Origin of the sequence: Roseateles sp. (genome assembly GCF_036404855.1) — a bacterium.
In the GTDB taxonomy this organism is placed as follows: domain Bacteria; phylum Pseudomonadota; class Gammaproteobacteria; order Burkholderiales; family Burkholderiaceae_C; genus Pelomonas.
The window spans coordinates 1-5,490 of record NZ_DASWYS010000330.1 but is presented as its reverse complement, the minus strand read 5'-3'; the positions used below and the strand labels follow the sequence as shown (position 1 = coordinate 5,490).

Below are 5,490 nucleotides of genomic sequence, written 5' to 3'. Positions count from 1 at the left end.
CGACCCCCTTGGCCCGCGACGTGTCGGCGGCGCGCGTGGCGGCCTCGACGGGGCGGCGTTCGGCCGGCGTAGCCGCAACGGCGTCGCGGGCGGCCTCGTCGGCGCCGGTTTCTTCGGTCACGCGGCCGGCACGGGTGCCCTTGGCGGGGTGCCTGGCATCGGAGTCGGGCGCGGCGGCCGGCGTCTGCACGGCCGGTTGCGCCGGAGCGGTCAGGCCAATGAGCTGCGTGAACTCGTTCAGACCCGAGGTCTGGGTGTCCTGGTCGGCATCGTCTGCCGTGTCGGAGGCGTCGCTGGCGTCATCGCTGACCTTGGCGTCCTCGGCCGGCTTGGCCGAGGCGGTCGCGGGCTCGGGCGTGCGACCCTGGGCAGGCGCGGCGGGCTTGGCGGACGGGGCGTTGCCCTCTTTGCGGCGGGCCTGCGCAGCGTTGGCGGCGGCCGTGGCCTCCCTGGCCGTGTCAGGGGGAGTGGGCACGGGGTCGACGTGGGCGGGCTGGGGGTCTGGCTGGTCGTTGAGGAAGTGGGCGAAGCTGGGACCGCCGGCTGAACCCGAGCCCGGTTGGGCGGGAGGCGCGGCGGGCGGCAGGGCGGCCGGCTTGGGTGTGACGTATTGGGCGCTGCCGAGCATGGGGCCTCCTCAGGCGTGGGCCGTGCGGCGCAGGTGGGCGCGGGCGGCGAACTCGTCGCTGGTGCGCTGCTCACGGCGCTGGGTGACCTTGTCGGCCTCGGCCTGGCGCCGGGCAATCAGCTGGCGCAGGGCCGCGACGCGCAGTTCGGCCTGCCGCAGGGCCTCGCGGGCTCGCTCCTGGCGCTGGTCGGCGTGCTGGGCGACATGGCCCTGGGTGTCCACGGCCTGGTCCAGGCGCTGGCCGAAGCTGCGGTAGCAGCCAACGATGCTCATCGTCGTGCCCTGGGCGAAGCTCTGCGTCCAACGCTGCTGGTAGTCCTGGCGGTAGCCGGACAGCTCGCCATGTTGAGCGCGAGCCGCCGTGGCCTGGGCGCTGGCAGCATGCAGGGCCTGGGCGGCGGCGTCGCGCTCGCCTTCTGCACGTTCCAGCAGCAGGCCCAGGGTGTCGTTGGCGGATGCACTCATTTAAAACTCCAGCGCGGCGACGGAACAGCGGTCCGGCACCAAGACGATATCGGCGGGCACCGCCCCAAGGTTTAGGCGCCCTGGACCACGGCCTGCAATTGGCTGACGCTGGCGTGAAGAAGTGCCGGGCTGTGCATGTCTTGCTGCAGCAGCCGCGTCATGTCGGCATGCAGGCGCACGGCCAAGTCCAGCTCGGGGTCGCTGCCCGGGGCATAGGCGCCAAGCTGGATGAGGTCGCGGGCCTTGTTGTATTTCGCCAGAAGTTGGCGGAATCGACGCGCAGAATCGACCTGGTTTTGGGGTGCAACACTGCTCATCACCCGGGAAATCGAGCGCTCGATGTCGATGGCGGGGTAGTGGCCGGCTTCGGCCAGTTCCCGGCTCAGCACGATGTGACCATCCAGGATGCCACGCGCGGCGTCGGCGATGGGGTCCTGCGGGTCGTCGCCCTCGGTCAGCACCGTGTAGAAGGCGGTGATGGAGCCCTCGCCCGGCAGGCCGTTGCCGCTGCGCTCCACCAGCTGGGGGAGTTTGGCGAAGCAACTGGGCGGATAGCCCTTGGTGGCGGGCGGCTCGCCGATGGCGAGCGCGATTTCACGTTGTGCCATGGCGTATCGGGTCAGCGAGTCCATCAGCAGCAGTACGTGGCGGCCCTGGTCGCGGAAATACTCTGCAATGGCCGTGGCGTAGTGGGCGCCTTGCATGCGCATCAGCGGCGGCGCGTCGGCCGGCGCTGCGACAACGACGCTTCGGCGCAGGCCCTGCTCGCCGAGGATGTCCTCGATGAATTCCTTGACCTCGCGCCCGCGTTCGCCGATGAGCCCGACGACGATGACGTCGGCCTGGGTGTAGCGGGCCATCATGCCCAGCAGCACCGACTTGCCGACGCCTGTGCCTGCGAACAGCCCGAGGCGCTGACCACGGCCGACGGTCAGCATTGCGTTGATCGCCCGAACGCCGGTGTCCAGCGGCGTGCGCACCGGGTCGCGGTCCATCGCGTTGATGGGGCGCCGCACCATCGGCTCGTTGTGGATGTTGACCAGGTCGCCGCTGCGGTCCAGCGGGTGGCCGTGGGGATCGACGACACGGCCCAGCAGGCCGTCGCCCATGGGCAGGTGCAGGCCGCGGTCCTCGCCGCGGCGCCAGGGGTGCAGCGGTTGGCCCAGCTGGGGTGCCAGTGGCGGGAGGTGGCGGGGCATGACGGTGGCTCCGCTGGACAGGCCCTGCACCTCGTCGGTCGGCATCAGGTAGGCGCGGTCGCCAGAGAAGCCGACGACCTCCGCGTTCACCGGCGCGGCACCGCGCCGCGGGCTGTTGCCGCTGCTGGGCATCTGGATGCGGCAAACCGAGCCCAGCGGTACCTTGATGCCCGTGGCCTCCAGCACCAGGCCGGCCACGCGCACCAGCTTGCCCTGGGACTCCAGCGGCGAGACGTTGCCGGCGAGGGTCTCCAGGTCGGCCAGGTACCGCTGCCAGCGGTCCGTGCGCGGCGTGCTCATTCCTCGTCCTGGCGGCGGTCCTGCCAGATGGACTGCTGGCCTATGCTGGCGATGGCCTGCTGCCAGCGGGTCGCGATGGTCGCATCGACGCTGGCAATGTCGGCGTCGACCTTGACGCCGCCACGCGCCACCTCGGCGTCGGGGATCAATTGGGCTTCGCGAGCCTGCAACTCCTGGCCGGCGCCCTCCTGCACGAGGGGGAAATCGTCCGGGTGGACACGCACTCGCACGTGGCGGGCCGTCAGCTGCAGGGCCTCGACCGCGTCGTGGGCGACGCGGGCCACCAGCTCGGGGCGCTGCGCCAGCTCGCTGCGCACGACCTGGCGGGCCAGCTCGACGGCGATGCGGGCGACGGCTCCAGCCATTTCGTCCTCCAGCGCGCGCATTTCAGTATCAAAACCGTGCACGAGCACGCCGATCTGCTTGCTCATCTGCTGGGCGAAGCTCTGCTTGAAGGCGTCCAGCGCGGCCATGCCATCGCGGTAGCCGTCCTGGTAGCCCCCCTGGCGAGCCGCGTGCAGTTGCTCCTGCGCGCTGGGTTCGGGGGGCGGGGGCGGCTCGGCGGGGGCCGTCGGGGGCGGCGAGGACGCCTGGGCGCCTGGGCGCATCGGCGCGAAGGGCGAAGGCGCGGTACCGCCGAGGTTGTCCAGATTCCAGGCCTTGGCGCCCTGGACTTCTTCGCCGGGGATGAACCGGGCATAGCTGCCGCGGCGATCGCCCTCACGACGCTCCGGCGGCGGTACTTGGCGGGGCGGTTGTCGCGTGGCCATGCGCTAGACGAACTGGTCGTCACCACCGCCGGCGAGGGCGATCTGCCCTTCGTCCACGAGGCGGCGCACGATCTTGAGCATTTCCTTCTGCTCGGCCTCGACCTCGGACAGTCGCACCGGGCCGCGGCTTTCCAGATCCTCCCGCAGCGCCTCGGCGGCGCGGGTGGACATGTTGCGGAAGATCTTCTCGCGCAGGTCGACGCTGGCGCCCTTGAGGGCGACGATGAGGCTTTCGCTCTGCACTTCCTTGAGCATGGCCTGGATGCCGCGGTCGTCGATCTTGTTCACGTCATCGAACGTGAACATGTTGTCCATGATCTTCTGGGCGAGGTCTGAATCGGCTTCGCGGATGTAGTCCAGCACCGAGGCCTCGACGCTGGAACCCATCATGTTGATGATCTCTGCGGCCGTCTTGGCGCCGCCCAGCGAGCTCTTCTTCATGCGCTCGCCGCCAGCCAGGATCTGGCTCATGACCTCGTTGAGGTCCTTCAGCGCGGTGGGCTGGATGCCATCCAGCGTGGCGATGCGGATCAGCACCTCATTGCGGCCCCGCTCGGGGAAGAGCTTGAGCACGGAGCTGGTCTGGTCGAAGTCCAAGTGGGCCAGGATGGCCGCGATGATCTGCGGGTGCTCGTTGCGCAACAGCTCGGCCACCGAGCTGGCGTCCATCCACTTCAGGCTTTCGATGGACGACACGTCGCCGCCCTGCAGGATGCGCTCCAGCAGCAGGTTGGCCTTGTCCTCGCCCAGCGCCTTGCGCAGCACGGCACGCACGTATTCGTCGGTGTCCGTGACGAGGGTACTGTGGGTGTCGGCGACGGCATCGAACTTGTCCAGTACTTCTTCGACCTGAGCACGCTTGATGACCTTGAGCTTGGCAATGGTCTCGCCCAGCGCCTGCACCTCCTTGGGTGTCAGGTGCTTGAAGACCTCGCTGGCTTCTTCTTCGCCCAGCGACATCAGCAGGATTGCAGCGCTCTCGGTGCCCTTATCGTCCATGGTGCGTCATTCTCAGGCCGCCTGGCCTTCCATCCAGTCGCGCACGATATTGGCGACCGCGACCGGATTCTCGCGGGCCATGGTGCGGGCGCGGTCGAGTTTTTCGTTGTGCAGCGGCGCTTCAAGCCTGGGCATGCCGTCGGCACCCGGCAGGAGTTCGGCATCATCGACGACCTCGTCCACCGTTTCGGGCTTCTCCTCGGCCGGCGGCGGCGCGGCGGCGGCCTTGATGGCGGGGCGGATCATGCCGAAGACGGCGATCAACGCGATGGCGACGAAAGCCAGCGGAACGACGGCGCTGCGAGCGATGTCCAGCACCCAGGGCTGCTTCCAGAACGGGGTGTCGACGGGCTCGGTCTTGTCGACGATGAAGGGTGCGCTGATGACCTTGACGGAATCGCCGCGCTCGGCGTTGAAGCCCATGGCTTCCTTGACCAGGTCCGTCAGTCGCGTGACTTCCTCGGCCGGCACTGGCTGCTGGGTGGTCTTGCCCTTGGCGTCGGTCACCGAGCGGTGATTGACGACGATGGCCGCGTTCAGGCGCTTGACGTTGCCAACGGCGCCGCGCGTGACACGCACGGTCTTGTCCAGCTCGTAGTTGGTGGTCTGCTCGCGGCGGCTGTTGTTGCTGCCGACGCCGCCTTGCGCGGCCTGCAGCGGCGCGCTGGCGCCGTTGATTGGCGCCGTGGCAGGGACCGGCGGCTGGTTGGTGGCAGCACCCGGCACACCGGTGGGCATGCCGGCGTTGGAGTTGTTGCTCTCGTTGCTCTGGCTGGAGCGCACGGAGGCCTGGGTGTTGGGGCCCTGGTTGGGGCGGTATTCCTCGGCGGTGGCCTCGGTCTGCGAGAAGTCCACGTCGGCGGTGACGGTGGAGCGCAGGTTGTCGCGGCCGACCACCGGCTCCAGCAGTTCGAAGATGCGCTTGTTGTAGCTGGCCTCGATCTGTTGCTTGTACTGCAGTTGCTGACCGTCCAGGCCGGTGGCGGGGTCGGCGCCGGTCTGGGAGAGCAGGGCGCCGGTCTGGTCCAGCACGCTGACGGCCTTGGGCGAGAGCTCGGGCACCGAGGCGGAGACCAGGTGCACGATGCCGGCGATCTGGGCGCGGTCGAGGCTGCGGCCGCCGCGCAGG

Annotated in this window: 5 protein-coding genes and 1 pseudogene; all 6 read right to left on the bottom strand. The window is 69.5% G+C overall.

Annotation, left to right across the window (positions count from 1 at the left end; translation table 11 throughout):
• Nucleotides 1–628 (bottom strand): annotated as a pseudogene (locus tag VGF12_RS22180) (hypothetical protein); the annotation flags it as partial.
• A gap of 9 nt (nucleotides 629–637) precedes the next feature.
• Nucleotides 638–1,093, bottom strand: a complete 456-nt coding sequence (gene fliJ, locus VGF12_RS22175) for a flagellar export protein FliJ (protein WP_331178223.1) — start codon at nucleotides 1,091–1,093, stop codon at nucleotides 638–640.
• Nucleotides 1,094–1,164: 71 nt separating this feature from the next.
• Entirely contained in the window at nucleotides 1,165–2,592 is a 1,428-nt protein-coding gene (fliI, locus tag VGF12_RS22170) for a flagellar protein export ATPase FliI (protein WP_331178222.1), read from the bottom strand.
• The gene (locus VGF12_RS22165; RefSeq protein WP_331178221.1) at nucleotides 2,589–3,362 is read right to left on the bottom strand and encodes a FliH/SctL family protein; all 774 of its coding nucleotides are present in this window, start codon (nucleotides 3,360–3,362) and stop codon (nucleotides 2,589–2,591) included. Before VGF12_RS22165 ends, fliI begins: the two co-directional genes overlap by 4 nt.
• A gap of 3 nt (nucleotides 3,363–3,365) precedes the next feature.
• Nucleotides 3,366–4,361: a flagellar motor switch protein FliG gene (fliG, locus tag VGF12_RS22160; protein WP_331178220.1), complete on the bottom strand. Its 996-nt coding sequence runs from the start codon at nucleotides 4,359–4,361 to the stop codon at nucleotides 3,366–3,368.
• A 12-nt stretch (nucleotides 4,362–4,373) separates the two neighbouring features.
• Nucleotides 4,374–5,490 (bottom strand): flagellar basal-body MS-ring/collar protein FliF (fliF, locus tag VGF12_RS22155; protein ID WP_331178219.1); only part of this gene is annotated, 1,117 nt, incomplete at its 5' end.

Excerpts from the sequence above, each read along its gene's own strand:
- fliJ (WP_331178223.1), bottom strand. The coding sequence starts at position 1,093 with ATGAGTGCATCCGCCAACGACACCCTGGGCCTGCTGCTGGAACGTGCA.
- fliI (WP_331178222.1), bottom strand. The coding sequence starts at position 2,592 with ATGAGCACGCCGCGCACGGACCGCTGGCAGCGGTACCTGGCCGACCTG.
- VGF12_RS22165 (WP_331178221.1), bottom strand. The coding sequence starts at position 3,362 with ATGGCCACGCGACAACCGCCCCGCCAAGTACCGCCGCCGGAGCGTCGT.
- fliG (WP_331178220.1), bottom strand. The coding sequence starts at position 4,361 with ATGGACGATAAGGGCACCGAGAGCGCTGCAATCCTGCTGATGTCGCTG.